Source organism: Streptomonospora arabica, assembly GCF_039531585.1.
Classification (GTDB): Bacteria; Actinomycetota; Actinomycetes; order Streptosporangiales; family Streptosporangiaceae; genus Streptomonospora; species Streptomonospora halophila.
Map to the genome: position 1 here is coordinate 13216 of NZ_BAAAQI010000002.1, position 25509 is coordinate 38724.

The following is a 25509-nucleotide window of genomic DNA, read 5'->3' on the forward strand; positions in this document are numbered from 1 at the left end:
CTGTCCGACTCGGCGACGGGGACGCCGGACGCGTCCGTGCCGACCACGTCGGCGCCGGGCGCACCGCCGCCAGCGGTGCGGGCGGCTGCGTCCTCCCAGCGTCCTGGGGCACCGCCGTCGCCATCGAGGCGCTGGGCCTCTCCGCCGGTACCCGTCCCGAGGAGATCGCCTTCGCCCTCGTCAGCGCCGCCGGGCGCGTCCGACCGCTGGGCAGCGCCCGCATGCGTAGCGGGCTCGGCGATACCGCCCAGCGGGCCGTCGCCGGTGCACCGGTCCGGGCCGCCGCCGAACGATCCGCGCGTGACACTCGGCGGCCCGGGGGCCTCCTCCGAGCCGACGGCGGCGTCGCCGCCGGTACGCGCGGCGCTGTCCGACTCTGCGGCGGCAGGCGAACCCGCCCCGGATGCCGCGCCGATGTCCTTCGGCTGATCACCTACCGCGCCACGGGCGCCGCGATGCCCCGGCCCGGCATCAGATGCCGCACGCGTCGGCCCCGACTCGCCACCGGCGGCATCGCCGTCCGCACCCGCGGCGTGGCGCGGGCCAGCATCGGAAGACGTAGCGTGATCCCTCGCCTGGTCTCCGACTGCGCCCCGCGGAAGCCGCGGGCCGTCATCGGCCGATCGTTCCGCCCCTGGCTGCTCCACTGCGGTCTCTTCAGCCGGACGGGCCGAGCCGGTAGCCGGGTCCTCGGATTCGCCGTGGGGCACGTCGGCCGCGCCGTCGGAGCGAGATGACGCACGCGCGGACGGGCTCAGGTCCGAATCGAGGTCATCGGCGCCGCGCGGCGCGTAGTAGGGACGGTCCGCGATCGGCGGAGGCGCCACCTGCTCGTGGCGGTGGGTGTCCGTCGGCGCGGTCACGGGGCGGAGTTCGGACAGGCCGCGCTCGGCGGGACGTTCGAAGACCCAGTCCTCGGCGCCCTCGTCCGGGTCCGGCTCGCAGTGCGCCGAGGGCGCACCCGGTTCGCCCGCCCATCCGCGCACCGCCGCTTCACGAGCGTCGGACTCGTCCCGGCGCGTTGTCTCGGCGGGCGCGGCTGCGGCCTCGTCGTTGTCGCCGCCGACAGCTTCCGCGGGCGGCTGCCGCGCGGAACGGTCCCGGCCGGTGCTGTGGCCGGTCCCCTGTCCGGTGTTCTGGTGTTCGACTCCCTGCGCCTCCGGCTCCCCACCGCTGCCGGAACCTGCAACCGCACCACCGGGACCCTCGACCTCCGACTCCCCACCGGCGAAGGGCTCACGGTCACCAAAGCCCGCTCCGCGAACGCCCTCGCGCCCCGGACCGGCCTCCGCGGCCTCAGCCATGAACCACCCCTCGGCCGACACCACCGACCGATCACCACCACGGCCCGCACCCGCCGCAGCACCGGCTCCGCTTTCGGCTTCGGAGCCGGCATCGGGCGCATCGTCGCTCCGCGCGTCACGCTCGTCTTGGGCGGCCTCCGAGGACACCGCGGCTTCGCCGGCTTCCTCAGCGGCATCCGGATCGTTCCGGGGTTCGGCGGGCTCGGGACCGAACCACTCGGCGGCGGGGTGCGCCGGGTCGGCGGACTCGGACGGTCGCGGGCGGGCGCCCGGGGAACCGGAGTCCGGCCTGCGGCGGCCGTCGGCGGGCCGGCCGCCGGCGGGCGGACCGGACGCGGGGTGGTCGGCGTCGCTCACGGATCACAGCCCCGTCGAGAAGGTCTCGCTGCGCGCGGCCAGTCGGTCGCGCAGCTGCACGGCGTCGTCCAGGCGCAGGCCCGGGATGCGGGAGTCGGCGGTCGTCGCCGCCGTGCGTACCTGCACCGTGGCCATACCCAGCGTCTGTTCCAACAGGTCGGAGGTGACGTCGACGACCTGCATGCGCCCGTACGGGATCACCACCAGCTGGCGGGTGACCAGGCCGTAGGTCAGGTACAGGTCGGTCTCGCCTTCGGCGTAGCCCCAGGTGGCGCGGATGGCGCGGGCGGCCCACCACCCCGCGGCGCCGCCGGCGGCCACCAGAACGGCCCAGGCGAGCGCCCACACCCAGCCGACGGCCCACAGCGCCGCCCCGCCCAGCAGCAGCACCGGGACAAGCACGGCGAGCAGCACCAACCTGCGATACCAGGTCAGGGACGTCGACACACGGGTCCACGAGCTGCCCTCCGGCGCGGCGAAGGCAGCCTCGATGCGCGCGGCGCGCGCCTCGCGGCCGACCGGCTGGGAGGTCGCGGACGTGTCCTGTTCGGTCGGCGGCCCGCTGTCCTCCCGCGGGCTGGAGGCGGTTTGCTCGGAGACTGGCTCAGACGCGGCAAAGTCCACGATTCCAGTCAATCATCCCGATGCCACTCCGCGGCGGCGCCGCGCACAGGGCAGGACGAACCGCCCGACAGCACCGCCAAGCGGCGGTTTCCGGCGTGCCGCACTGCTCCGAGCGGGTGCACGCGCACCATGCCCGAGAGAAGGGGATTCGCCATGGCACGTCCCCTGACCGCCGCTCGGCGCCCGATGGATGAGTGGAGTCGTGCGCCTCGGCCGTTGCCGGCCCTCCCGGCGCATGGGAGAGAACACGTCGACGAAGGGCCGGGCAGGACCCGGCTCGGACTCCTGGCGAGCGGGCACGTCGAGAACACGGTCGGCTCCAGCGCGGCACTGCTGTTCGCGATCGCGGCCCCAGGTCGGCGCTCGGCTACGCCGGCGTGCTCACCGCGGGAGGCGCGGCCCGACGCCCCCGACTCCCTCTAGGACGACTCCTGCCCCGCCGAGTCGTCCGGGACGCGGCAGGCGTACTCCAGGTACAGCGCCGCCGCGAGGAGGACCGCGGCCGACAGCAGGGTGCCCCCGGCCGTCAGGGCGTCGGTGCGGACGTCGACCGCGCCGAGGCGGTCGAGCAGGGAGACCAGCATCCCGGCGAAGGCGCCCACGGCGATCGACGCGAACACCGCGCTCGCCTTGGCCAGGGCCACCAGCCTGGCGGTGCTCAGCGGCTCGATCGGCTCGGTGCCCGGCACCCGGCGGATCCGCCGCCGGGTGTGCACCGCCGTGATGGCCTCCGCGGCGGCGAGCAGCAGCAGCGTGGGGATGGCGCTCCACGGCAGCATCGGGATCGCGCCGTAGACCTCGTCGATCACCAGGAAGGCCGCCACCGCCGAGACGACCGCGACCGCCGACGGCGTCTGCCAGCCCGTCGGCCGGATCCGGCCCTCGCCGTTGTCGCCCCCGTCGCCGGAGCCGCCGCCGCTCCGGTGGTCCTCGGGCCCGTCCTCGTTGTCGTCGTACACAGTCCTCACAACCTCAAAGACGCCGATGCCCCTGATCCCCGATGACGGGTCCACGCCCCCGCCCGGCGGCGCTCACACCCGCAGCTCCAGGTCGTCGCGGCGGTTCAGTTCCTGGCCCCCGACCGCCGCGAGCAGGTCGAGCACCGCTCCGCGGCCGGCGATCTCGGCGCCGGGGTCGACGTCGGCCCAGGGCCGCAGCACGAACGCCCGCTCGTGGGCGCGCGGGTGCGGCAGCGTGAGCCGCGGGTCGTCGCTGCGCTCGCCGCCGACCGCGATGATGTCGACGTCCAGGGTCCGCGGCCCCCACCGCACGTCGCGCACGCGGCCCAGCGCCTCCTCGACCGACTGCGCTCGCTCCAGCAGCACGTCGGCGGGCATGGTGGTGTCGGCGGTGACGACGGCGTTGAGGAACGGCTCCTGCTCCGGGCCGCCCACCGGGGCGGTCTCGTAGACCGGCGACAGCGCCACCGGTTCCAGACCCGGCGCGTCGAACAGCGCGTCCACGGCGCTCTGCAGGGCGGTCATCCGGTTGCCCACGTTGCTGCCCAGGGACAGCACCACCCGGCGCTGCGCCGCCAGTCCGCTCATCGTCCACCCCCTCGACCGGCCGTTGCCGACAGCCCCGCGCGGCTCACGCTTGTTCCCGCGGGTCTCCGCCCGCCTCCTTCTCGTTCCTGCGCACGATCGTGACCGCCACGTCGTCGAAGGCGTGCGGTATGGGCGCCTGCGGCTTGTGCACGGTCACCTCGGCACGGCGCACTCTCGGCTCGGCCAGGCACACCCGCGCCAGGCGCTCGGCCAGCGCCTCGATCAGGTCGAGCGGCTCGCCCCGCACGACGGCCACCAGGGCCTCGGCCAGCTCACCGTAGTGCACGGTGTCGGCGAGGGCGTCGCTGCGCCCCGCCTCGCCCAGGTCCAGGCCGAGCTCGACGTCCACGACGAAGTCCTGGCCCTCGCGGCGCTCGTGCTCCAGCACGCCGTGGAAGCCGCGGGCGCGCAGGCCGCTCAGCCGGAGGCGGTCCAGCTCCTCGCTCACACGATGTCCCCGTCCCCGTCCTGCTCGCCGTCCTCGTCGCTCTCGTCGAGGAGGACCGGCGAGGCGTGGTGCGACCACAGCCGCCAGCCCTCCGGGGTCCGCACGAACATGTTCGTGGTCACGACCTGCCCGCCCGCGACGAAGCCCGGCGTGTCGTCCTCGGCGGTGAGCACGTTCTCCTCGCAGGTGACCATGGCCACCTCGCCGCTGACGCCGATGTGGGTCTCGGTGAGCACGTACTGGATGTAGGGCACGTTCGCCATGATCAGCGCCCAGGCGCGCATGATCTCGGCGCGGCCGCGCAGCAGCGGCCAGCCCGGGTTGACGCAGACCAGGTCGGGGGCCTCGTCCTCCTCGGCCCACACGCGGCGCATCAGGTCGATGTCGCCGTTCTCGATGGCGCCGTAGAACTGCGCGTTGGCCTCGGCGACGCGCTCCATGACCTCCTGGCGGGACCTCACACGCCGCTCCGGCCGATGAGGTCGCCGCGCCCTTCGTCCAGGAGCGCCCCGCCGGTGCGCCATGCCGCGGCGACCCGCACCGCGTCGGCGTTGGGCCGCACGTCGTGCACGCGAACGCACCATGCCCCCTGGGCGGCGGAGAGGGTGGTCAGCGCGATCGTCGCGTCGTCGCATGCGGTGAAGTCGCGCGCGTTGCCGTCGGCGTCGCTGAGCAGTCGGCCCAGGAAGCGTTTGCGGGAGCCTGCGATCAAGAGTGGACGCCCCAAGTCGTTGAATCGGTCGAGATGGGCGAGCAGCGCCCAGTTGTGGGCGCGGTCGGGCAGCTTGGAGAACCCCAGTCCGGGGTCGAGGACGATCTGGCCGGGGTCGACTCCGTCGTCGGCCATCGCCGACAGGCGGTCGCGCAGCTCGTCGTGGACCTCCTGGACCACGTCGTCGTAGCGGGCGCGGTCCTGCATCCGGTGGCTGTGCCCGCGCCAGTGCATCAGCACGTAGGCGACGCCGGTCTTGGCGACCAGCCGGGCCATGGCGGGATCGGCGAGCCCGCCGCTGACGTCGTTGACCAGCCGCGCCCCGGCCTCGACCGCGTGGGCGGCGACCTCGGCGCGCATGGTGTCGACGCTGACGGCGATGCCCTGCCGCGCCAGCTCGCGGACGACCGGCCCGATGCGGCGCAGCTCCTCGTCGCGGGAGACGCGCTGGGCGCCCGGCCGGGTGGACTCGCCGCCGACGTCGACGATGTCGGCGCCCTCCTCGGCGAGGCGGACACCGTGCTCGACGGCCTTCGCCGTGTCGAACCAGCGCCCTCCGTCGGAGAAGGAGTCCGGGGTCACGTTCACGACGCCCATCACCAGGCATCTCCGCCGGATCGGAAGCCCGGGGAGGTCCCGGCCCGAGGGCAGCGGGGCAGAACCGGCTCCGGCGCCCTCCCACTGCTCGGACCCGTTCGCTTCGATAGCCGTGATCTTCTCTTCCCCTCCCGTACGTGGGCCGCCGCGGCTGACGGGGATCGTGCGATCAGCCTACGAGAACCCCGGCTTCCGCTGCGACCCGCCCTTTGATCGATCATGCCGGGCGCCACCGCCGCGGGTCGACCGGTTGCGCTCTGGGCCGAAAGCCGGGTCGGGGGTTAGGAGGGTGCAGGGCGGCGCACGCCGCCGCAGTCCGGCGCGGCAGGTCGGCGCTCTGCTGCCGGAGCGTCGGCGGAAGAGCGGAGGCGCGGCGCCCGCCGAGCTCAGTGGTGCCCGAGGATCAGGCTCATCGCCTCGGCGCGGGTGCGGTCGCGGTTGCGGAAGTCGCCCCGTACCGCCGACGTCACGGTCTTGGCTCCGGGCTTGCGCACCCCGCGCATCGTCATGCACAGGTGCTCGGCCTCGATCACCACGATCACGCCCCGCGGCTCCAGCTGGGTCATGATGCCGTCGGCGACCTGGGTGGTCAGCCGCTCCTGCACCTGCGGGCGGCGCGCGTAGACGTCCACGAGCCGGGCGATCTTGGACAGCCCGGTGATCTGGCCCTTGCTGTTGGGGATGTAGCCCACGTGCGCGCTGCCGTAGAAGGGCACCAGGTGGTGCTCGCACGTCGAGTACAGCTCGATGTCGCGGACCAGCACCATCTCCTCGTGGCCGGCCTCGAACACCGTGGTCAGCACGTCCTCGGGCTGCTGCCCCAGGCCGGCGAACTGCTCTTCGTAGGCGCGCGCCACCCGGGCGGGGGTCTCGCGCAGGCCCTCGCGGTCGGGGTCCTCGCCGATGGCGACGAGGATCTCCCGGACCGCCTTCTCGATGCGGGCGTGGTCGACGGCGTGCCGCTCCGGCACGACCAGCGGAATGTCGGTGTCAGGCTCGGGGCCCTCGGCACTCACACCTGGTCCCCGCTGCCGTCCTCGGACTCGCCCGACTGCCGCCCGCTGCCGTTGACCCCGCCCGCGGGGCCGCCCTCGGCGGACTCGCCGCCGCGGTCGGACTCGCTCCACGGCTCGCCGCCGGAGTACTCGCCCTGGCCGTTGCCCGAGGAGACGTCCTCCAGGTCGCGCGGGCCCAGCACCGCCAGCTCCTTGGGCGTCTTCACCGGCGGACGCGAGGAGGGCTGGCGCTTGCCGTAGCCGGTGTAGGAGCCGCGCGAAGGACGCTTGGCCACCGGAGCGAAGATCTCCAGGACCTCCTCCTTGGACAGGGTCTCCTTGTCCAGCAGGTGCAGCACCAGGTCGTCGAGGACGGCGCGGTAGTCGACCAGGATCTCCCACGCCTCGTCGTGGGCCGACTCGATGAGGCGGCGCACCTCCTCGTCGATCACCGAGGCGATCTCTTCGGAGTACTCGCGCGAGTGCGACATCTCGCGGCCCAGGAACGGCTCGGAGTTGCCGCTGCCGAACTTGCGCGCCCCCAGCCGCTCGCTCATGCCGTACTCGGTGATCATGTTGCGGGCCAGGCTGGTGGCCTTGTCGATGTCGTTGGCCGCGCCCGTGGTGGGCTCGTGGAAGACCATCTCCTCGGCGGCGCGCCCGCCCAGCATCATGGCGAGCTGGTCCATCATCTCCGAGCGCGAGGTGAGGAACTTGTCCTCCATCGGCACGGACATGGTGTAGCCCAGCGCGCGGCCGCGCGGCAGGATGGTGATCTTGTGTACCGGGTCCGCGTGCGGCAGCGCGTGGCCGACCAGGGCGTGCCCGCCCTCGTGGTAGGCGATGACCTTCTTCTCGGCGTCGGACATGACGCGGGTCTTGCGCTCGGGACCGGCCATCACCCGGTCGATGGCCTCCTCCAGGGTGGCCAGGTCGATCAGGTTGTGCCCGGCACGGGCCGCCAGCAGGGCGCCCTCGTTGACGACGTTCTGCAGGTCGGCGCCGGTCATGCCGGAGGTGCGGCGGGCGATGACGTCGAGGTCGACGTCATCGGCCATCGGCTTGCCCTTGGCGTGGACCTCCAGGATGCCCTTGCGGCCCTCCATGTCGGGGCGGTCCACGACGATCTGGCGGTCGAAGCGGCCGGGGCGCAGCAGGGCCGGGTCGAGGATGTCCGGGCGGTTCGTGGCGGCGATCAGGATGACCCCGCCCTTGATGTCGAACCCGTCCATCTCGACGAGCATCTGGTTCAGCGTCTGCTCGCGCTCATCGTGGCCGCCGCCCATGCCGGCGCCGCGGTGGCGCCCGACGGCGTCGATCTCGTCGACGAAGATGATGGCCGGCGCGTTGGCCTTGGCCTGCTCGAACAGGTCGCGCACCCGGGAGGCGCCCACACCGACGAACATCTCAACGAAGTCGGAACCGGAGATGGAGTAGAACGGGACGCCGGCCTCGCCCGCGACGGCGCGTGCGAGCAGGGTCTTACCGGTGCCGGGAGGGCCGAAGAGCAGCACGCCCTTGGGGATCTTCGCGCCCATCGACTGGAACTTCGAGGGGTTCTGCAGGAAGTCCTTGATCTCCCCGAGCTCCTCGATGGCCTCGTCGGCGCCCGCGACGTCGGCGAACGTGCTCTTGGGCGTGTCCTTGGTGATCAGCTTGGCCTTGGACTTGCCGAAGTTCATCACGCGGCCGCCGCCGCCCTGCATCTGGTTCATGATGAACAGGAAGATGGCGATGATGATGATCAGCGGCAGGAAGCTGAACAGCAGCGACACGAACATGCTGTCCTGGGGGACCTCGATGTCGTAGGACTGGAGGTTCCCGCTGCCGTCGGCGTTGTCGCCGTCCTGTTCCAGGTTCTCGAGCCGCTGCGCGATCTCGTCGCCCTGGCCGGCGACCCAGTAGGCCTCATAGACCTTGCCGCCGGTGGTGGTCACCTCGATCCGCTGTTCCTTGTCGACCAGCCGGGCGTTGTCCACCTTGTTCTGGGCGATCAGGTCGAAGACCTTGGAGGAGTCGACCTTCTCCGGCTCGGTGCCCGAGCCCAGGCCGGTGAACTGGAAAACGGCGATAATCAGCAGGCCGATGGCCACGATCCAAAGCCACGGCCCGCGGTACAAGCGCTTGAGATTCATCTATCCGGAACCCCGCTGGGTCCGTCCCTCCTGACCAGCCGGCTTGCCCCGAAAACCGCAGGGGTCGGCGCGGCGGCGGTGCCGGCGCGGGCGCGTACGCGCCGTTTGCCAAACCCGCACCGCTTGGCCGAGTAGCCCCATGTGGCCGCCGGAAGCGGAACCTATCGGACACGTTTTCCTTCATGCACTGCGCTGGGCCTGCGATTTCGCGCAGACTCCCGCAGTTCCCCACAACGCCGGGATAATCGACCGTACACCCCGTTCATCACCGGGTGCACTCACGCTCCCCCGCGTTCGCGGACGGTGGAAACCGTCATGCCTCCAACGCGTGGGAAGGGGCGTGTTGTTCCCGACCGCCCTCGCCGTCACCCCGAACGCGGCGCCCGCCGCCCCGGCGGCCCCTCTTCCGGCCGCGCGGCGCGGTCCCGCCGGCGGCTTTCAGCTCCGGTAGACGTGCGACGCCAGGGTGCCGATCAGGGGGAGGTTGCGGTACTTCTCGGCGTAGTCCAGCCCGTAGCCGACGATGAACTCGTTGGGCAGGTCGAAGCCGACGTAGCGTACGTCCAGCTCCACGTCGAAGGCGAGCGGCTTGCGCACCATCGTGCAGATCTCCACCGAGGCCGGCCCGCGCGACTTCAGGTTGCCCACCAGCCAGGAGAGGGTGAGCCCCGAGTCGATGACGTCCTCGACGATGAGGACGTTGCGGTCCTTGATGTCGATCTCCAGGTCCTTGAGGATCCGCACGACACCCGAGGACGTCGTGCCCGCCCCGTAGGAGGACACCGCCATCCAGTCCATCTCGCAGGGATGGTGCAGCGCGCGGGCGAGGTCGGCCATCACCATGACCGCGCCCTTGAGGACCCCGACGAGCAGCAGGTCCTTCCCGGCGTAGTCAGCGTCGATCTCGGCGGCCATCTCGCCCAGCCTGGTGTTGATCTGGCTCTCGGTCACCAGGACCTTCTCCAGATCCTCGCCCATGTCTTTCGCGTCCACGCTTGGCTGACCTCGCTGCTCAGGTCGGGATTGGCAGAACGCCCCCAGAATAGACGGGCGCCGGCGGCCGGCGTGCTCCGGCGCCCCCGCGGCCGGCGCACCGGAGCACGCGGCCGCGCTTGCGGCCGGCGGCGCGGCGGTCCGGCGATCGGGCGGGAGGCCGTCCGCAGGACGCGGCCGCGTGCGCGCGGCACCGGGGGCCGGTGTGAGAGTGATCATTCCGCGGCGTGTCAGGTCGTCGGAGCAGCTCAGGAGGGTCGGTCACCGTGGCCCCCGCCGCCCGCGGCCGGGTCGAAGGCGATCCGGCCCTGGCGGCGCACGCCGCGGATCCCGCCGGGCAGGTCGACGTGCGCCTGCCCGCGCCAGTCGGAGACCAGCCGGTCCAGCTCGGCCACGTGCACCGCGAACAGCGAGCCCGCCGGCGCGCCGGCCGCCACGGCGGCCCGCCGGAGCAGCCGGGTGCGCACCGCGCGCGGCAGCTCCGCAAGGGAGGCGGCGTCCAGTGCGGTGTCGGCGCCCGCGCCCTCGCGCACTCCCGCTTCGGCGGCACGGGTCCAGGCGTCCAGCGCCTCGGCGTCGTCGCGCAGCAGGTCGGCGGTGCGGGCGAGCGCCTCGGCGATGCCGGGGCCCAGGGTCCGCTCCAGCACGGGCAGCGCGTCGGTGCGCACGCGCGAACGCGCGTAGGCGGGGTCGGAGTTGTGCGGGTCGGACCACGCCTTCAGGCCCATGTCCGCGCAGGCGGTGTGCACCTGCGCGCGCGGCGCCGCCAGCAGCGGCCGCAGATAGCGCCCGCTGCGCGCCGGCATTCCCGAGAGCGAGCGGCCGCCCGAGCCGCGCGCCAGGCGCAGCAGCACGGTTTCGGCCTGGTCGTCGCGGGTGTGGCCGAGCAGCACGGCGGCGGCGCCCAGTCGGCGCGCGGCCTCGTCCAGGGCGGTGAAGCGGGCGCGGCGAGCGGCCCCTTCGGGCCCGCCCTCGGCCCCCACCCGCACGGCGACGCTCTCGGCCGGGTCCAGGCCCAACCCGCGCATCGTCGCGACGACCTCGGCGGCCCGCTCGGTGGAGCCCTCCTGGAGCCCGTGGTCGACGGTGACCCCTCCGGCGCGCAGTCCCATCCTCGGTGCGGCGAACGCGGTGGCGCCCGCCAGCGCCAGCGAGTCGGCGCCTCCGCTGCAGGCCACCAGCACCAGCGAGCCCGCATCCAGCCCCGACAGTGCGCCGCGGACGGCGCTGCGCACCGCGGCGACGGCGGGCGGCGGGCCGGTCACGGCCGGCCTGCCGCCGCGGCGGGCCTCACTCCCGCGGCGAACCGTCCGCGGACCCGCCCCCGGGCGGCGGGCCGGCAGGGCTCTGCCCGGATTCCCGCGGAAGCGCGGCGGGCCGCACGACGCGGTCGATCCAGGAGTCGGGGTTGCGGATCTCCTTGATGGTCGGCAGGGTCTCCGGCGACTCCCACACGCGGTTGAAGTCGGCCATGCCCACCTGCGAGACCACGGAGCGCACGAAGGCCGCACCCTCCTCGTACTGCTTCATCTTCAGGTCGATCCCCAGCAGCTGGCGGATGACCCTGTCGACGCGGTTGGCGCCCTCGCGGCGGCGCTGGAAGCGGCGGCGGATCTCGGCGACCGTGGGCACGACCTCGGGGCCGACGGCGTCCATCACGTAGTCGCCGTGGCCCTCGGCCAGCGACATGACCGCGGTGATGCGGTCCATGATCTCGCTCTGCTCCTCGCTCTGGAACACCTCGATGAGGTTGCCGTCGCCGCCGCGGATCGCCTCGGCGACGGCCTCGCCGGCCGAGCGCAGGCGGTTGAGCAGGTCGCCGGCGTCGATGTTGGAGGCGAGCAGCATCTCCTGCATCTGCTGCTGCACGTAGTCGCGCAGCCAGGGCGAGGAGGTGAACTGCATGCGGTGGGTCTCCTCGTGGAGGCAGACCCACAGCCGGAAGTCGCGGGGGTCCACGTCGAGCTCGCGCTCGGTGTGGACGATGTTGGGGGCGACGAGGGTGAGCCGCCCGGTGGGCGCCCGGCCGTCGGGGTCGGGCGGCAGGAAGAGCTCGTACTGGCCCAGCACCCGGCCGGCCAGATAGGAGAGCACGGCGCCGAGCTGGACGCCGGTGACGCGCGAGCCCACCGCGGTGGTGAGCTGGGCGGCGCTGCCGTCGTTCAGGCGTTCGCCGCCGAGTCGGTCGAGTATGGGTTCCAGGACGACCCGGAACCCGTCGACGTTGGCCTTGATCCAGCCCGGACGGTCCACCACGACCGCCGGTCCCGCAGGCTCAAGGGGTTCCATACCGGTGAACTCCCGCACGTGGCCCTGCGCGGTGACGGACAGCTCGCGCAGCTGCGCCACCGCCTGGCGGGCGTCGGCGAGGTCCACCTGCGGACCGGGCCGGACGAGTCGGACACCGGTGCTGACGGCTACGTCCCAGTCGATCAAACTCACGTCTTCACCGTACCCACGAAACCGCCGAACGGGCGTGCGGCGCGGGTATTTCCGGGTTTCCTCAGGGAAGTTCCCGATGCGGACCGCCGGGGCCGCCGCGGGCGCCGCGGGCGCCGCGGGCGCCGGCCTGCCGGCGCGGGGCCGCGGCGGTCGGCGTCCGGCGGCGTCCGGCGCGGCCTACCGGCAGCCGCACTCGGCGATGGCTGCGGCGAAGGTGTCGAGGGTGCTGCCCAGCGCGGCGGGGTCGTTGGCCATGAACGCGAACGCCAGCAGACGGCCGTCGGAGTCGTAGGCGGTGCCCGCGAGCGTGCTCACCCCGTTGAGCGTGCCGGTCTTGGCGCGGATGCGCCCGGCGCCGGCCTGGGAGCCGCTGGCCGAGGAGTAGCGGTCGGTGAGGGTGCCGGTGAAGTGCGCGGTGGGCAGGCCGCTCAGCGCCGGGTACAGCTTCGGCCGCTCCGCGGCCAGCCGCACCAGCTCGACCAGCGCCTTGGGGGTGATGTGGTTGTTCACCGACAGCCCGCTGCCGTCCTCGGTGTGCACGTTCTGCACGCCGAGTTCCCGCATCACCTCGGCCACGCCCTCGGCGCCGCCCGCGAAGGAGGCCTCGTGGCCGCGGGCGAGGCCGACCTTGTGGAACAGCGCCTCGGCGATGTTGTTGTCGCTCTCCAGCAGCATCCACTCCACCAGCGACGAGATCGGCGGCGACTGGACGGAGGCGACGGGCTCGGCCCCCTCGGGCGCCTCGGCGGGGGCGGGCTCGCCGGAGACCTCGACGCCGGCGGCCTCCAGCTGCTCGGCGAAGGCGTCGGCCGTGACGCCGGGCGGGTCGCCGACGCGCTGGCTGTAGTGGTCGTAGCGGTCGACGCGGCCGCCGTCGAGCATCAGGGCGTGCACCGTGGAGACGCTGCCCTCGTCGACGTAGCCCGGCTTCCAGCCCGGCGCCATGTCGGAGCCGCGGTAGAGGGAGTCGTCGTAGCTGAGGTGCACCGAGTCGGTCCCGGACTCCTGCAGCGCGGCGGCGGTCTCGGCGGCGAGGTCCTCGAGGCTGGCCGGGCGCGGGTAGTGGTCGAACCCGTTGTCGGAGGTGAGGGTGGGGTCGCCGCCGCCGACGAGCACGAGTCCGCCGTTGTCGTCGCGCACCACGTCGGTCGACAGCCGCGCGGAGGGGCCCGCGGCGTGCAGTGCGGCTACAGCGGTGACTAGCTTGGTGGTGGAGGCGGGGACGGCTCCGTGGTCGGCCTCGCGCCCGTAGAGGCGCTCGCCGGTCTCGGCGTCGGCCACGTAGGCGTAGAGCCCATCGGCGATACCGGAGGCCGACATGGGATCATCGAGCTTGTCCCGGAGCCGCTCCGGATCCACCTGGGCGGCGTCCTGCTGCGCCGCGTCGGGCGCGTCCTCGGCGAAGGCGACAGGGTAGGGCATCGTCGCGGGTGGGCGGGAATCGATGATGTCGATCGCGACGACGCCTGCCACCAGCACGAATATGTTGAGGACGGCCAACGCTGACAGCGCTCGGGCCCGTACCTGCCGCACCCTGGACCTGCCTTCCGTTGGCATGCGACGACCTTTGACTGTTTTAGCGACACTAGCCGTAGAGGAAGCCGAGAACAGCATGGAATTCGACGTCACGATCGAGATCCCCAAGGGCGAGCGTAATAAATATGAGATGGATCACGAAACAGGACGTATCCGTCTGGACAGGATGCTGTTCACGTCGACGAGCTACCCGGCCGACTACGGCTTCATCGAGGGCACGCTCGGCGAGGACGGCGACCCGCTGGACGCGCTCGTCCTGCTGAAGCACCCCACCTTCCCGGGGTGCCTGATCCGCTGCCGCGCGGTGGGCATGTTCCGCATGCGCGACGAGGCCGGCGGCGACGACAAGGTGCTGTGCGTGCCGGCGACCGACCCGCGCATGGAGCACCTGCGTGACATCCACCACGTCAACGAGTTCGAGCGCCTGGAGGTCGAGCACTTCTTCAGCGTCTACAAGGACCTGGAGCCCGGGAAGTCGGTGGAGGGCGCCACGTGGGTGGGCCGCCACGACGCCGAGCAGGAGGTCATCGCCTCGGTCAAGCGCGCGGAAGAGCACGGGGTGCACGGCGACACCTCCCACATCAAGGTGAGCGAATAGGCCGCCGAAGGGCCGATCCGGTGCGGGACGCCGCCGTGCCGCCTGCCGCGGCCCGGCGGGCTCCGAAGGACCCGGCCGCGGTCTGAGGCGGGGCCGGAGGGGGCCTGCGAGTGAGGTCGGCGAAGCGTGCGGCGCCGGGCGCCGTGGCGGCGCACGCGGTCGGCCGCCCGGCCTGATCGCGACCGCTCAGGCCGAGTCGAGATACCGCCCGATCCGCTCGGCGACGTGTTCGACCTGCTCCGCGGAGAGCACGTCGCCTCGGGCGAGGATGTGCCGGACGGCGGGGCGGGGGCGGGACAGCAGCACCCGTCCCAGCTCCACGACCGACTCCGGCCGCCGCCCGGCGACCAGGATGACCGCTACGGCGGGGGCCGCGGGTGCCGGTCCCGGCGCGTCCGCGGAGTCCGGGTCCGCCCCGCCGCCCGCCGCGGCGCGGTCCAGGCCGGCGGCCTGCTCCTCCAGGCGCTGGGCGAGCCGGTCCGCCGGGGCACCTCCGACGCGCCATCCGCGCGGGCCGTGCCATGCGGCCGATCGCCCGGTGGCCGCCAGCAGGAACACGCCTGCAGGCCCGACCGCCACATGGCGGGCGGGGCCGTCGGGGACCAGCCGGTAGCCGCGGGCGCGCAGGGCCCGCAGCGCCGGGCCCGGTCCGCTGGATCGCGGCACGCGCCGCCCGACCGTGCCCGACAGGACGTAGGTGAGGGCGGTCAGGCCGGCCACCAGCGCACCGGCGCGCCAGTCCACGAAGCCGGCGGCCATCACCCCGGCGGCGGCGCTGACCAGCGCGCTCGCTCCGATCCGGGCCCATCTTCCCGCGGGCGCGGCGGAGGACTGCCCGCTTCTGCCGGGCCGCACCGCTCCGTCGCCCCCCAACGATCACCTCCGGCGCGACCCGCCCCGCAGGCGCGCACTCGTTCTCGTCCCGCTTCGCCGCGACCGGCGCCGGGCGCCGGGGCCTTCGCCGGAACCGCGGCCCCTGCGCCGGTTCCGGTCTTTAGCGGTCTCTTATGCCATCACCGATTCAGGCGGCACCGCAACGCGTTTACCTAAATTTGGCCCGGACAGATCCCATGATTCCGGACTCTGCCGAAGCCGGCGCTGCGCCTCCCGCCCGCACCGGACGGCTCCGGGCCGGGTCTCCCGGCGGGCGGTCAGCGCCGGACCCGGCGCGGCGCGTGACGCGGACGACACACCCGAGTGACCGGCGTGCGCTTGACACCCCGGGCCGGGCTTGGTGTTCTTAGCGGTATGCATCCGCGCACCCGTACTGATCGATCCTCCATGGCTCGCAGCGCCCACTCCGGCGCTCGCCGTGCGGTCGGTGTGCGCTGCCTGTGTTGCTGTCCGGCCCGCCGCGACCACCGCTGAGCCGGGTCGCGCCGCAGGCGGTCGCCTGACGGCGCGTCTTCGTTCTCGTTCGCATTCGTTTGCTTTCCGCCGGCCCCGCCGGAACCGCTGCCGCGCGGCGGCGGCCGCCGCGAGGACTCCGCCTCCGGACGACCGGCTCCCCCTGAGTTCCGCCAGCCCCGGCGCCGCCGCGCCGAGGGCTCGACGCCGTGAAGGACAGCCGCACCCATGACCTACGACACCGCCGCCTCCGCGACCACCGCAGAGCACTCTGCGAACAGGACCGGACACGAAGGGTCGCCTCCGGTCCCGCGCCCGGCGGCGCCGACCGTGTCGCCGGAGGGCATCGGCGACATCGTGCTCGCCGGGCACCCCGCCCCCTATCCGCACCTGCAGACCCGCAGCGCCCCGACCATCGGCCGGCTCGCCGCCGCGGCACGCGCCGCGGCCTCGGCTCCGACCCTGCTCCGACTGCGCCCGCGCCGCGGGGGGCGCTGGCAGCCTGCGCCGCGCCCGGCGCGGCGCGCGGCCGCCCGGCGGATGCGCGTGAGCGTCCTGGTGCTGGAGCCCAACGGCTTCGCCGCGGTGCCCGACGAGCCCCACCGCGCCTCGGTCCTGCACCTGGCGAGCGGCCGCGTGCACATGGTCACGGTCGCCCCCGACCGCGAGATGCAGGCGGTGCAGGAGCTGACCGGCGACCGTGCCCGGGCACTGGGTTCGGGCGACGACCACCAGCTCATCAACACCGGCGACCGGCGCGCGGTGGTCGTGCGCGTCACCGGCTGAACCCGGCGCGGCCCGGCTACTCGGCACGGCCCGCGGCCGCGCGCAGCGCCTCGTCGACGGCCTCGATCGAGCGCAGCACGGCCGCCATGCGCCGCCCCTCTTCCCGGTAGGCGTTCATGACCTGGTCGACGGCGTGCTGGGGCAGGTGGTCGCGCAGGTCGACCCGCGCGGTTCGGTACCCCTGGCGCGCGCCTTCGAGCGAGGAGGCCACGTGCTGGCGCGCCAGCCGCGACAGGGCCACCGGATGCCGCCGCAGCACGCCGTGCAGCCGGTAGTCGGCGGGCACGTGGTCGAACAGCCAGACGGCGGCCGTCTGCTCGAACGAGTCCGACCCCGGCGGATGCACGCTCTCCGGCCAGTCAGGAGATAATTGCTGGTCAGGCATGCCACAAGCCTACCCGAGTTCGTACATGCGTTCGAGGTCGGGTGCCGGACGTGCCACCGGGGCCGCCGGGTTCTCCGCGGCCGCGAGACGCGCACCCCCTGCCGGAGCCCTGCTGGAAGAGGGGTGAGACGAAGCTCCGCGCGCCCCGGGGCGGGCGAAGGAGGCCAACGCAGCGGCTCGCCCCTTCGGCGGCTCCGGGCGCGCCGAAGAGTCCCCGTCATCTCGCTCGCACCCGAACCGGCGGCGTTCGCGAAGCGCACGCGGGAGATCATCGTCTCCGCTGAGCCGGGGGCGCGGCACAACCCGGCGAACGGCGCCGCGCCCGAAGATGCGGCCGACGAGGAGCTGGACTCACGCCGGACGGTCCGTGGAGCCCTCCCCCCGCGCCGAGCCCACCGTCGAGGTGGGTCACAGGCGCCGTCTGGAGCCGCCGCCCAGCGGCGAGACGATCGCCGCGCCGTTCACCGCGGGAGCGCCCTGGTCCTCCGGCGGCAAGGCGCACCGGCGCGGACACCGGCGAACACGCCTTCGCGGACAGGGCCTAACCCGACAGCTCCTCCGAGGAGTCCGACGCGCCCGTGGATCCCGGCTCCGCGCTCCCGCCGCTGGAGGACTCCTTTTCGCCCTCGCCCTCGCGGCGCTCCGCCTCGACCCGGATGGCGTACTCCGCGGCGTCGACGGCCGCGCGCGCGGTGATGGCGTTGGTGTGCGCCCGCTCCAGATCGTCCAGTTCGATGCAGTCGAACGCGACGCGCGCGTCGTGGATGGCGGCTTCGAGTTGGCGTCCCGCCTCGTCCAGGCTCATGGTCTCCCCTTCCCTACGGCGTGCGGCCGCATCCGACCGCGACGTTCGGCTTCCGGGTGCTCCATGCGCGAATCCGTCGCGAGGAGCCGCGCGTTGGGTCTCTCTACCCCCGAGGCCGGGGGGTCATGTCGCGGATCGCGCGACTTCCCCGCTCAGCGGGCCGAGCCGGGGGCCGGCACGCGGTCGGCGGCGCCCGCACTCCGCGCGGCGTCTCGGCGCGGCGCCGCGCTCCCGAACCTCCTGCGGGCCCGGATCTCCCTATCCGGCCGGAATCGTCGTCACCCGCCGCTAGCATGTCCGGGACGCAAAGAGAGCAGGGGAGTACGATGCGCAACCGTTACCCCGGAACATGCACCTCCTGCGGCACCCCCGTCGCGGCCCAGGCCGGAGTCGTCCTCAAGCAGGACGGGCGGTGGCGCACCTACTGCACCGAGCACGAACCCCGTCCCGAGCCCCCGCCCCGCGGCGACCACATCGGCTGGCACACCGGCGCGCTCGCCGGCTACGACTGCGAGACCTCCTCCCGCGACCCCCGCGAAGCCTTCCTCGTCTCAGCGGCCTTCGTCGACTCCGCGGGCACCGAGCGCACCTGGCTGGTCGACCCCGGAGACCGCGAGATCCCCGAGGACGCCATCGCCGTCCACGGCATCACCAACGAGCGCGCCCGCGCCGAGGGCGCCCCCGCAGCCAAGGCGCTGGACGAGATCGCCGAGGCCCTCAGCGCCCACCTGATCGCCGGGCGGGGCCTGGCCGTCTTCAACGCCCCCTTCGACCTGATGGTGCTGGCCGGCGAGCTCCGCCGCCACGAACTGGCGCCGTTGAGCGAACGCCTCGGCGCCGACACCGTCGCCCCCGTCGTCGACCCCCTGGTCATCGACCGCGGATCCGATCCCTACCGGCGCGGCAAGCGCAACCTCGCCGCCATGTGCGAGTTCTACCGCGTCAGCCTGAACGACGCGCACACCGCCCTGGGCGACGCCGCGGCCTGCCTCGCCCTGGCGTGCGAGATCGCCGCGCGCCGCCCCGACGTCGCCTCGATGGACCTGGCAGCGCTCCACCAGCGCCAGATCGAATGGGCGGCCGCCTACGCCCGCAGCCGCCAGGAGTGGCTCGACAAGAGCCGCCCCGGGCACGGCACCGTCGTCGACGGCACCTGGCCCTGCGCCGCCGTCTGAGGCCCGGCCCGGCGGCGGGGGCCGCCGGGTCCTAGTTGCGCAGACCGATCGTGGCGCTGGCGCGGCGCTGCTCGGTCGGCAGCCAGGACAACGGCACCAGGTCGGCCAGGAACCGGTAGTCGCGGGCCAGTCTGCGCTCCGTGGCGCTGTGGCCCGCCGCGGTCCGGCCCCACCACGAGGCGATGTCGGCCCAGCCGGGCGCCGACAGCGAACCGCCGGTGTGGCGCAGCGACAGGGCGGCCGAGAGGTTGGCGAAGCGCAGCCGCTGCTCCAGCGGCCAGTTGGCCAGCGTCCCGACGATGAACGCGGCGCCGAAGACGTCGCCGGCCCCGGTGGTGTCGATGGCCTCCAGGACCAGCCCCTCGACCTCGGCGCTCTCGCCGGTGCACTGGTCCACCGCCAGCGAGCCGCGCGGCCCGTCGGTGACCACCGCCACCGGCACGTACTCGGCCAGCGCCGACAGCGCCGAAGCGGGGCTGCCCGTGCGGGTGTAGGACATCGCCTCGATGGCGTTGGGCATGAACACGTCGCAGCGCCGCAGCTGCTCCAGCACCGACCCGCTCCAGGTCCCGCTGTCGTCCCAGCCCACGTCGGCGAAGATCCGCGCGCCCTTGGCGGCCTGGTCCAGCGCCCACTGCGGCACCCCGTCGTCCATGCTGAGGCTGACGAACGCCGCGCGCGCCTGCGGCAGGGCGCGGGCCATCTCCCGGTGCGGCGTGGGCGAGGGGTGCTCGTGGGTGACCATGCTGCGGTCGCCGCGGTAGGCCAGCGACACGGTGAACGGCGAGTGCCAGTCCGGGATGCGCCGCGACGCCGCCAGGTCCACGCGCTCCTGCACGCTCAGCGTGTCCCAGGCGAAGTCGCCGTAGACGTCCTCGCCGAATGCCGCCGCCACCGAGGTGCGCAGGCCCAGCCGCGAAGCCGCGACCGCGAGGTTGGCCACCCCGCCCGGGCACGAGCCCATGCCCTCGGCGCCGACCTCGGTCCCCGCGGCGGGTGGAGCGGCCAGCCCGGTGAGCACGATGTCGAAGAACACAGTCCCGCTGAGCGCGAGGTCGACTGCCGGGCTGTCGGGCTCGCGCTCGGCGGCCAGGACGTCGTGCGGCTGCCCGACCAGAGGCTCCGATTCCAGTCGTGCGGCGGCCTTCGCCGTCTGCTTGCCGGCGTTCACGCGTGTCTGCACGCCCATACTCTTCCCCGCGGTCGGGCGCCCCCGTTCGAGAGCGCCTGCTCAAGAGTCCTAGAAGTGCAGGCTATGCAAGGACACCGACACTGGCACCCTTGATGTCGCCCACACCCCGGGGGCGCCGCCGCAAACTACGGTGGGACGAAGCGAACCGGGCGGGCCGGGCGGAGAGGAGACGCACACGTGCGACTGGCCATTCTCGGCGGCGGCGGGTTCCGCGTGCCGCTCGTGCACCGGGCGCTGCTCGCCGAGTCCCGGCGCGGCGACGCCGTGATCTCCGAGGTGGTCCTCTTCGACACCGACGAGGACCGGTTGCGCGGCGTCGGCGCCGTTCTGGACCGGCAGCGCGACGCCCACACCGCCGAGCACGGCGAGCCGCGGCTGACCGTGCGCACCGCCGGCAGCCTGCCCGAGGCCCTGGAGGGGGCGGGCATGGTGTTCTCGGCCATCCGCGTCGGCGCGATGCCGGGGCGGGTCGCCGACGAGCGCGTAGCCCTGTCGGCCGGGGTCATCGGCCAGGAGACCGTCGGCGCGGGCGGCATCAGCTACGGGCTGCGCACGCTCCCCGTCGCGCGGCGGGTCGCCCGCGCGATCGCCGAGCACGCGCCCGAGGCCTGGGTCGTGAACTTCACCAACCCGGCGGGCCTGGTCACCGAGGAGATGTCGGCGGTGCTCGGCGACCGCGTGATCGGGATCTGCGACTCCCCCGTCGGCCTGACCCGGCGGGCCGCGCGCGCACTGGAGCTCGACCCGGCGGCGGTGCGTGCCGACTACGCCGGGCTGAACCACCTGGGCTGGCTGCGCGGCCTGTGGAGCGGCGGCCGCGACCGGCTGCCCGACCTGCTGGCCGACACCGCGGCGCTGGAGTCCTTCGAGGAGGGCAGCCTGTTCGGCGCCGACTGGCTGCGCAGCCTGGGCGCGCTGCCCAACGAGTACCTGCACTACTACTACATGGCCCGCGAGGCCGCCGCGGCCGCCGCCGACTCGGCCCGCCAGGGCCTGACCCGCGGCGAGGAACTGGTCGAGCAGCAGCACGGCTTCTACCGCGAGGCGGCGGCGCGGCCGGGCGAGGCGTTCGAGCTGTGGGACCGCGCGCGGCTGGCCCGCGAGCGCGGCTACATGGCCGACAACCGCCGTGCTGCCGGGGGCGTCGAACGCGCCGAGCAGGACCTGGACGGCGGCGGCTACGAGGAGGTGGCGCTGGCCGTGATGCGGGCCCTGGCCCGCGACGAGCCGGCCCGCCTGATCGTCGACGTGCGCAACCGGGGAGCCCTGGCGGGTCTGGACCGCGACGCGGTGGTCGAGCTGCCCTGCCTGGTCGACGGCGGCGGCGCGCAGCCGCTCGCCGCGGCGCCCCTGTCAGGCCACCAGCTGGCCCTGGTGCTCGCGGTCAAGTCGGTGGAGCGCGACATCATGGAGGCGGTGCGCACCGGTTCGCGCGCGGCGGCCCTGCGGGCCTTCGCCACCCATCCCCTGGTCGACTCGGTGACCACCGCCCGCACCCTGCTGGACGGGTACCTGGAGGCCTTCGGCGACCTCGGCGACGTCCTGCCGAACCCGTAGCGGCATCCCGCCCGGGAAGGCGGGCGCGGCCGGCGAAGGCCCGGCCCGGCCGGGGGCGGGACCGGCGCAGCGACGGCGGCCGCTTCGCAACTTGCCTTCCGGACCAGCGCGAACGCGCGCGCATCCGCCTCCGGCGCCTGCCGCGGTCGCCTCCGCCGGACGGGCCGCCCTCGCGAACAGCCCGCCGCTACCGCCCGGAGCGGCGGAGGCCGGCCACGATCTCCTCGGCCCGGAGCGCGCCGCAGCCGGTGGCGTCGCGGACCGCGCCGACCGCCTCGTTGCCGCGGCCCTCGGCGAGCAGCCCGCGGACGCGGGCGAGCGCGTCGCCGGTGAGCTCCCCCGCGGCGCGCTCCTCGGCGCCCTCCAGCAGGGTGTAGCCGCCGGCGGGCGCCTCGTCCGGGGCGGCGGCCTCCGGCGCGTCGCCGCCCGGCTCGATCTCGCGGCGGCCGCGCCGGACGTGCGCCGACACCCAGCTCCCCAGGCCGAGCACGGCCAACGCGCCCAGCATCGCCAGCACCATCAGCAGCATGCTCATACCCGACAACTACCCAATGCAACGAGACTTGCACCGGATGCGACTGATGCGACCGGGGGCGGGCTGTCGCACGCCCCGCGCACCCGCCTCCGCCCCGGGCCCGCCGGCGGGCGCACAGCGAAAGGCCCGGGGCGACCGGTGGGGTCGCGCCCGGGCCTCTCGATCCGGAGCCGCCTGTCGGAATCGAACCGACGACCTATTCATTACGAGTGAATCGCTCTGCCGACTGAGCTAAGGCGGCGCTGCCCCGCCTGCGCGGAGCGGTCACCAGTGTAGCGCCTTGCGCGGGCGCACCGGTACGCGAAATCACCGTTGCGGACCCGCCCGCCCCGGGCCGGCCGCGGGCCCGCCCACGGGCCGCCGCGCCCCCGCCCGCCGTGGCGCAGGGCCGGGCGGCACGGACCTCACGGGCACACGGTGCCCTTCTCGGGCGGCTCGACGCGCAGCAGGTAGGTGTCGACGGCGGAGTCGACGCAGTCGCTGCCGCGGCCGTAGGCGGTGTGGCCGTCGCCTTCGCGGGTGAGCAGCACTCCCGACTCCAGCTCGCCCGCCATCGTGCGCGCCCACGCGTAGGGCGTCGCCGAGTCGCGGGTCGTGCCCACGACCAGGATCGGCGGCGCCCCGGGGGCGTCCAGCGGCTCGGGCTCGGCCACCGCCTCCTCGGGCCAGTAGGCGCAGGTCAGCCCTCCCCATGTGAGCGGCGCGCCGAACAGCGGGGCGGTCTTGTCGGCGCGCTCCGCGGCCTCCTCGAACGCGCCGATGTCGCGCGGGCTCTGCCGGTCCGAGCAGTTCACCGCGACCAGCGCGGACGTGTAGTTGGTGTACTCGGCGGTGTCGCCGCGGTTGTAGAGGTCGCCGGCCATCCGCAGCAGCCGGGTGCCGTCGCCGTCGAAGGCCTCGTCCAGGGCCGTGCTCAGCCGCGGCCAGGAGCTCTCGCTGTAGAGCGCCGAGTGGATGCCCAGCTCCAGCCAGGAGCGGTTGGCGGGGCGGCCGTCGTCCAGGTCGCTGCGCAGCGGCTCGCGGCCCGCCCGTTCGAGCAGGCCGGCCAGCCGCTCGGTCGCGGACTCGACGTCGTCGCCGGGCCCGCCCAGCGGGCAGTCCGCGACCTCCAGGCAGGCCTCGACGAAGGACCGCAGCGCGACCTCGGCGCCCTCGGCCTGGCGCATCCCCAGTTCCACGATGTCGGCCGAGGGGTGCAGCGCGCCGTCGAGGACCAGGGCGCGCACGCGGTCGGGGAACCGGTCGGCGTAGTGCGCTCCGATGTAGGTGCCGTAGGACTTGCCGAGGAACGTGAGTTCGTCGTCGCCCAGGGCGGAGCGCAGCACGTCCGCGTCGCGGGCGACCTCGTCGGTGCCCATGTGCATCATCAGGTCGCCGGAGTCCTCGCGGCAGCCCTCGACGAACCCGCGGTTGAGCCGGGCGAGCTCCCGCAGCCCGGTCTCACCGACGTCGGCGGGGTCGGACCCGCCGCCGGGGCCGGTGAAGTCGACGGCGATGAAGTCGTCCATCTCCGACCGGTCCAGGCAGGCGATGGGGGAGCTGCGGTCCACGCCGCGCGGGTCGAAGCCCACGATGTCGAAGCGCTCGCGGACCGCCTCGCCGACGGTGCGGGCGGCGGAGTCGGCGTACTCGAACCCGGAACCGCCGGGTCCGCCGGGGTTGACCACCAGCGAGCCGATCGGGTCGGAGCCGGTCGCCGGGATCCGCCGGACCGCGATCTCCAGCCGCTCGCCGCCGGGCTCCGCGTAGTCCAGGGGGACCTCGAAGGTGCCGCACCGGGCGCCGTCGTCACCGCAGTCGCGCCAGTCGATCGTCTGGCCGTAGAACCGGGCCGGCGCTCCGCCGGGGGCGTCGGCGGCGCCGGAAGGGGCGTCTGCGCCCGAGCCGCCGTCCGAGCCGGTGCAGCCCGCCGCGGCGACCGCGAGAGCCAGCACCGCCGCCGCGGTCCGCGCCGCGAGCCGGGCGGACGGCCGGCGGGAGGCGCGGCAGAACGGCACCGAAGGGGAGGCGCCGGCGGCCTGCATGGTGTCCACGGCGCCACCCTAGCCATGGGTGCGGCCCCGCCGCCGCCCGGAGTCCCGCCCGGAGCCGCCCGCGGTGGTCGCGCGCCCGGCCGCTCGGCGCCGGGCGGCCTGCACGCGGCCTGCGCGCCGAGCGGCCCGCTGCGCGCGGACCGCGGCGGCCTCAGCCCTGGTAGAGGGCCGCCGTCATCGCCTCCATGGCGATCTGGGGGTGCACGTTGGCGGCGATGCGCTCGCGGCAGAGCATGATGGCGTCGATGCGGCGCAGCGTGGACTCCGGCGCCGAGGAGCGCGCGAGGCGCTGCACGTCGCCCTCGTGCCCGGCCGTGGACAGCTCGACCGCGGCGCCCAGTTGGACGGCCAGCACGTCGCGGTAGAACGCCACCAGATCCATGAGCGCGACGTCGTAGGTGTCGCGCTTGATGCGGGTCGCGCGGCGCTTCTGCCGCTCCTCCAGGTCCTTCAGGGCGCCGGCGGCGCCGCGCACGGCCTTGGCCACGCCCTTGCCGGTGGAGCCCTCGCCGAAGGCGGCCTTGAGGTCGTTGCGCTCCCGCTCGTCCAGGTCCGAGGTGGTGGTCTTGGCCTCGGCCTCGGCGAGCTCGTACAGCCGGGCCGCGGCGGTCACGCACGCGCCGGTGCCGTCCAGGCGGGCCGGTATGCCCAGCACCTCCGAGCGGCGCTCGCGGGCCTCGGGGTCGGTGGCCAGCCGGCGGGCGCGCTCGACGTCGCCCGAAGCGGCCCGGGCGGCTTCGGCGGCCCGCCCGGGTTCGACGCCGTCGCGCCGGACCAGCAGGTCGGCTACCGCGCCGGTCGGCGGCGTGCGCAGGGTCACCTCGCGGCAGCGGGAGCGGATGGTGACCAGCATGTCTTCGGCGGTGGGCGTGCACAGCAGCCACACCGTGCGCGGCGAGGGCTCCTCGACCGCCTTGAGCAGGGCGTTCGAGGCGGCCTCGGTGGCGCGGTCGGCGTCCTCGAACAACACGATGCGGAACCGGCCGCCGGTGGGCCGCGACGCCGCCTGGAGCACGAGCTCGCGGGTCCGCTCGACGCCGAAGCTCAGCCCGCTCGGGCGCACGTAGAGCACGTCGGCGTGGGTGCCGGCGAGCACCTGGTGGCAGGAGTCGCAGGCGCCGCAGCCGCCGCGGGGGCACTGCAGCGCCGCGGCGAAGGCGCGCGCGGACTCGGCGCGGCCGGACCCCGGCGGCCCGGTGAACAGCCACGCGTGGGTCATGCCCTCGCCGGGCCCTCCGGCGAGCAGGTCGTCGGCGCCGCCGACGGCAGCCCGGAGCCGCTCGACCACGGCGTCCTGGCCCACGAGGTCGCCGAAGACCCCGGATCGGCCGGCTTCCACTCGTTCGCTCACCGCTGCGCCCCACTGCCGCTCGATCGCCGACTGGGCCCGGGCGGTGCGGCACCGC

23 protein-coding genes and 1 tRNA gene are annotated in these 25509 nt (G+C 74.3%); 4 read left to right on the forward strand and 20 right to left on the reverse strand.

Going from position 1 to position 25509, the window contains the following annotated elements; all coding sequences use genetic code 11:
• Window positions 1-1664: 1664 nt before the first annotated feature.
• The 12 genes from ABD284_RS03200 to dacB form a co-directional block, all read right to left on the reverse strand.
• Window positions 1665-2108, reverse strand: a complete 444-nt coding sequence (locus ABD284_RS03200) for a PH domain-containing protein (protein WP_344140790.1) — start codon at window positions 2106-2108, stop codon at window positions 1665-1667.
• A gap of 596 nt (window positions 2109-2704) precedes the next feature.
• The gene (locus ABD284_RS03205; protein WP_344140791.1) at window positions 2705-3253 is read right to left on the reverse strand and encodes a DUF3180 domain-containing protein; all 549 of its coding nucleotides are present in this window, start codon (window positions 3251-3253) and stop codon (window positions 2705-2707) included.
• A 63-nt stretch (window positions 3254-3316) separates the two neighbouring features.
• The gene (gene folK, locus ABD284_RS03210) at window positions 3317-3832 is read right to left on the reverse strand and encodes a 2-amino-4-hydroxy-6-hydroxymethyldihydropteridine diphosphokinase (RefSeq protein WP_344140792.1); all 516 of its coding nucleotides are present in this window, start codon (window positions 3830-3832) and stop codon (window positions 3317-3319) included.
• Window positions 3833-3875: 43 nt separating this feature from the next.
• The gene (gene folB, locus ABD284_RS03215; protein WP_344140793.1) at window positions 3876-4280 is read right to left on the reverse strand and encodes a dihydroneopterin aldolase; all 405 of its coding nucleotides are present in this window, start codon (window positions 4278-4280) and stop codon (window positions 3876-3878) included.
• Window positions 4277-4741, reverse strand: coding sequence for a nuclear transport factor 2 family protein (locus ABD284_RS03220; protein ID WP_344140794.1), 465 nt, complete (start codon window positions 4739-4741; stop codon window positions 4277-4279). The genes folB and ABD284_RS03220 overlap by 4 nt, the downstream gene beginning before the upstream one ends.
• Window positions 4738-5589, reverse strand: coding sequence for a dihydropteroate synthase (gene folP / locus ABD284_RS03225; RefSeq protein ID WP_344140795.1), 852 nt, complete (start codon window positions 5587-5589; stop codon window positions 4738-4740). Before folP ends, ABD284_RS03220 begins: the two co-directional genes overlap by 4 nt.
• Window positions 5590-5975: 386 nt before the next feature.
• The gene (gene folE / locus ABD284_RS03230) at window positions 5976-6572 is read right to left on the reverse strand and encodes a GTP cyclohydrolase I FolE (RefSeq protein ID WP_344141466.1); all 597 of its coding nucleotides are present in this window, start codon (window positions 6570-6572) and stop codon (window positions 5976-5978) included.
• 29 nt (window positions 6573-6601) lie between these two features.
• Window positions 6602-8719 carry an ATP-dependent zinc metalloprotease FtsH gene (gene ftsH / locus ABD284_RS03235; protein ID WP_344140796.1) on the reverse strand — a complete coding sequence of 706 codons (2118 nt, stop codon included), beginning with the start codon at window positions 8717-8719 and terminating at the stop codon, window positions 6602-6604.
• Between the two features lie 438 nt (window positions 8720-9157).
• Entirely contained in the window at window positions 9158-9712 is a 555-nt protein-coding gene (gene hpt, locus ABD284_RS03240) for a hypoxanthine phosphoribosyltransferase (RefSeq protein WP_344140798.1), read from the reverse strand.
• A 248-nt stretch (window positions 9713-9960) separates the two neighbouring features.
• Complete coding sequence (gene tilS / locus ABD284_RS03245; RefSeq protein WP_344140799.1) at window positions 9961-10977, reverse strand: tRNA lysidine(34) synthetase TilS; 1017 nt, start codon at window positions 10975-10977, stop codon at window positions 9961-9963.
• 25 nt (window positions 10978-11002) lie between these two features.
• The gene (locus ABD284_RS03250; protein ID WP_344141467.1) at window positions 11003-12148 is read right to left on the reverse strand and encodes a zinc-dependent metalloprotease; all 1146 of its coding nucleotides are present in this window, start codon (window positions 12146-12148) and stop codon (window positions 11003-11005) included.
• 183 nt (window positions 12149-12331) lie between these two features.
• Window positions 12332-13627, reverse strand: a complete 1296-nt coding sequence (gene dacB / locus ABD284_RS03255) for a D-alanyl-D-alanine carboxypeptidase/D-alanyl-D-alanine endopeptidase (RefSeq protein ID WP_344140800.1) — start codon at window positions 13625-13627, stop codon at window positions 12332-12334.
• 139 nt (window positions 13628-13766) lie between these two features.
• Here dacB and ABD284_RS03260 point away from each other — a divergent pair, with 139 nt between their 5' ends.
• The gene (locus tag ABD284_RS03260; RefSeq protein WP_344140802.1) at window positions 13767-14288 is read left to right on the forward strand and encodes an inorganic diphosphatase; all 522 of its coding nucleotides are present in this window, start codon (window positions 13767-13769) and stop codon (window positions 14286-14288) included.
• Between the two features lie 186 nt (window positions 14289-14474).
• Here ABD284_RS03260 and ABD284_RS03265 read toward each other — a convergent pair whose 3' ends face one another.
• Window positions 14475-15161: a hypothetical protein gene (locus tag ABD284_RS03265; protein ID WP_344140804.1), complete on the reverse strand. Its 687-nt coding sequence runs from the start codon at window positions 15159-15161 to the stop codon at window positions 14475-14477.
• 702 nt (window positions 15162-15863) lie between these two features.
• On the opposite strand from ABD284_RS03265, the gene ABD284_RS03270 reads away from it, so the two are divergent.
• Window positions 15864-16421, forward strand: a complete 558-nt coding sequence (locus tag ABD284_RS03270) for a hypothetical protein (RefSeq protein ID WP_344140806.1) — start codon at window positions 15864-15866, stop codon at window positions 16419-16421.
• Window positions 16422-16437: 16 nt separating this feature from the next.
• Here ABD284_RS03270 and ABD284_RS03275 read toward each other — a convergent pair whose 3' ends face one another.
• Window positions 16438-16806 carry a hypothetical protein gene (locus tag ABD284_RS03275; RefSeq protein WP_344140807.1) on the reverse strand — a complete coding sequence of 123 codons (369 nt, stop codon included), beginning with the start codon at window positions 16804-16806 and terminating at the stop codon, window positions 16438-16440.
• A gap of 541 nt (window positions 16807-17347) precedes the next feature.
• A complete protein-coding gene (locus ABD284_RS03280; protein WP_344140809.1) occupies window positions 17348-17611 on the reverse strand; it encodes a hypothetical protein in 264 nt (87 codons plus the stop codon).
• A gap of 326 nt (window positions 17612-17937) precedes the next feature.
• Here ABD284_RS03280 and ABD284_RS03285 point away from each other — a divergent pair, with 326 nt between their 5' ends.
• Complete coding sequence (locus tag ABD284_RS03285; RefSeq protein WP_344140810.1) at window positions 17938-18786, forward strand: exonuclease domain-containing protein; 849 nt, start codon at window positions 17938-17940, stop codon at window positions 18784-18786.
• A gap of 31 nt (window positions 18787-18817) precedes the next feature.
• Here the strand turns inward: ABD284_RS03285 and ABD284_RS03290 are convergent, their stop codons facing one another.
• The gene (locus tag ABD284_RS03290) at window positions 18818-19969 is read right to left on the reverse strand and encodes a carbohydrate kinase family protein (protein WP_344140812.1); all 1152 of its coding nucleotides are present in this window, start codon (window positions 19967-19969) and stop codon (window positions 18818-18820) included.
• 186 nt (window positions 19970-20155) lie between these two features.
• On the opposite strand from ABD284_RS03290, the gene ABD284_RS03295 reads away from it, so the two are divergent.
• Window positions 20156-21535, forward strand: a complete 1380-nt coding sequence (locus tag ABD284_RS03295; RefSeq protein WP_344140814.1) for a family 4 glycosyl hydrolase — start codon at window positions 20156-20158, stop codon at window positions 21533-21535.
• Between the two features lie 187 nt (window positions 21536-21722).
• Here ABD284_RS03295 and ABD284_RS03300 read toward each other — a convergent pair whose 3' ends face one another.
• The 4 genes from ABD284_RS03300 to ABD284_RS03315 all read right to left on the reverse strand — a co-directional run bounded on the left by ABD284_RS03300 (window position 21723) and on the right by ABD284_RS03315 (window position 25454).
• Window positions 21723-22070 (reverse strand): hypothetical protein, encoded by a 348-nt coding sequence (locus ABD284_RS03300; RefSeq protein WP_344140816.1) that lies wholly within the window; start codon window positions 22068-22070, stop codon window positions 21723-21725.
• A 168-nt stretch (window positions 22071-22238) separates the two neighbouring features.
• A tRNA-Thr gene (locus ABD284_RS03305) sits at window positions 22239-22311 on the reverse strand.
• 163 nt (window positions 22312-22474) lie between these two features.
• Window positions 22475-24094 carry an alpha/beta hydrolase gene (locus ABD284_RS03310; RefSeq protein WP_344141468.1) on the reverse strand — a complete coding sequence of 540 codons (1620 nt, stop codon included), beginning with the start codon at window positions 24092-24094 and terminating at the stop codon, window positions 22475-22477.
• 160 nt (window positions 24095-24254) lie between these two features.
• Window positions 24255-25454, reverse strand: coding sequence for a DNA polymerase III subunit delta' (locus tag ABD284_RS03315; protein ID WP_344140818.1), 1200 nt, complete (start codon window positions 25452-25454; stop codon window positions 24255-24257).
• Window positions 25455-25509: the final 55 nt, after the last annotated feature.